Annotated in this window: 1 protein-coding gene; it reads left to right on the top strand. The window is 45.4% G+C overall.

Annotation, left to right across the window (positions count from 1 at the left end):
* Positions 1 to 950: 950 nt before the first annotated feature.
* Positions 951 to 2144: an RtcB family protein gene (locus KDK16_RS08925; protein ID WP_257275677.1), complete on the top strand. Its 1194-nt coding sequence runs from the start codon at positions 951 to 953 to the stop codon at positions 2142 to 2144.
* The last annotated feature ends 36 nt before the right edge of the window (positions 2145 to 2180 follow it).

Below are 2180 nucleotides of genomic sequence, written 5' to 3'. Positions count from 1 at the left end.
GCCTATTATATGGTAAACAGGATAATTTAAGAAAATTTCACCAGCCATGTACTGTGAAATCAAACGATTCTGCACTATTTATACACCATTTCGCAGACTCATCTATTCTTTGCATTTCACTTGGCATCAGTAACAAAGGGATAAGCATTGAAATTTTTTTCAGTCGCCCTTCTGCATTTCCTATTTTCTATCACTCCCTTGCAGTCAGGCGCTTCAGGCTTTGCTGCTTCGAATGTCGCCACCCCCCCCACAGGATAAATCTCTGCATTGTCTGTACCTTTACCAGTGCTTGATCTGATATTCCGGCTCTCACTCATCCTCCTCAACATCACGGTAGCGAGAATGTCCCAGGCTCAGGTTCCAAAAATGATCAGAACCCCACACCCCCTAAAGCCCCCCCATAACCTGTAATCTTGTTTCCTGAGCCAAATAGATCTCATTAATGACTCATTTTCTCAGGTGGGCCTCAAATGACCGTTCATTATGATGGTGGAGAGAGGGTTTGAATCTGGAATTTACAGACGGAACAATTGCTACAGGTGAACTTGCAGCTCAATCTACCGTTTGAGAGGATGCCTCTGTTGATAGACTGAATATTGGTTTGATAGATGCATCCATGCAGTAGTACCTCCCTGATCAAATTACATTAGACCTACAGAGCCATCTTCTTCAAGAAAATTCATAACAATAATGACAGTACACCTAACAAAAACCTCAACGAAAAGTGCTACCCGCTCAGTCGATAAAATTGGCGTTTTTACTGAGCCGTAGAATCTCTCAACAAGCTTTAAAGGTATTAATCCTTTTCTAATCTGTGTCTTAGAAATATTTTCAACTCAAAATGAATTTATTGGCACGCTTCACTATCGGAACATGGCAAAATCCAGCTACCATTTGTTCAGCCATATTTTAAATCATAATGCTGAAAATAATGAGAGAGGTACTACATTATGCCAGTGATCACTTTATTAGAAGGAACTGAAATCCAAAAGCCAGTAAAAATCTGGACGGATGAAGTCAGCCCACAGGCACTTGAGCAGATGCGCAAAGTCGCCAGCCTGCCCTTTATTCACAAACATGTAGCCGGGATGCCTGACATCCATCTCGGAAAAGGCGCAACAGTAGGATCAGTTATCGCTACCACTGAAGCCATTATCCCTGCTGCCGTTGGCGTGGATATTGGCTGTGGTATGAATGCGGTTCAGTTATCACTGAAAGCTTCTGATCTGCCGGAAAACCTTTTGGCCATTCGAAATGGTATTGAAAAGGTTATTCCCCTGGGAGCAGGTGGACAGCACAAAGAAGCGCAAATAGCCGGTGATTCATCGGTTGCCCTTGGCTTAAAACGTATTCTGGAAAAGCATCCGAATATCATCCAAAGAGGCAACCGGGACAAGTTTGTTCGTCAAATGGGCAGCCTCGGTTCTGGCAACCACTTTATCGAACTGTGTCTGGACGAACAGGACAACCTATGGGTCATGCTGCATTCCGGCAGCCGGGGTATCGGTAACCAGATAGGTCAGTACTTTATTCAGCTGGCTCGTAAAGACATGGAAAGGCAACAGATCCATTTGCCCGACAGAGACCTCGGCTACCTGAAGGAAGGTTCAGAGCACTTTGATGACTACGTTGATGCCGTTGCATGGGCACAAAACTACGCCCTGCTGAACCGGGAACATATGATGAACAGTATTCTTAAAACACTGCGCCTGCATCTGAAACCCTTCACCGTCATTAATGAAGCCATTAACTGCCACCACAACTTTGTTGAGCAGGAGTTCCATGATGGCCAGCAAGTCTGGGTGACTCGTAAAGGGGCTATCCGGGCCAGAAATGACGAGCTGGGTATTATTCCAGGCTCTATGGGCGCCAGGTCTTACATTATTCGTGGCAAAGGCAACCCCGAAGCCTTTTGCAGCTGTGCCCATGGTGCAGGACGGACGATGTCCCGTACCGCTGCCAAAAAAACCTTCACTGTTCGTGATCTTGAAGATCAGACACAGGGCATAGAGTGCAGAAAAGACAAAGGCGTACTGGATGAAATTCCCGGTGCTTACAAAAATATCGATAAGGTCATGAGCCTGCAGAAAGATCTGGTTGAGGTCGTGCGAACGCTAAGGCAGATTGTAAATGTGAAAGGCTAAGTCATCACCGGACATTTCTGATGCCTGTGCTAATGG

The organism is Endozoicomonas sp. SESOKO4 (genome assembly GCF_024606275.1).
This window is presented reverse-complemented; position numbering and strand designations above follow the sequence as displayed.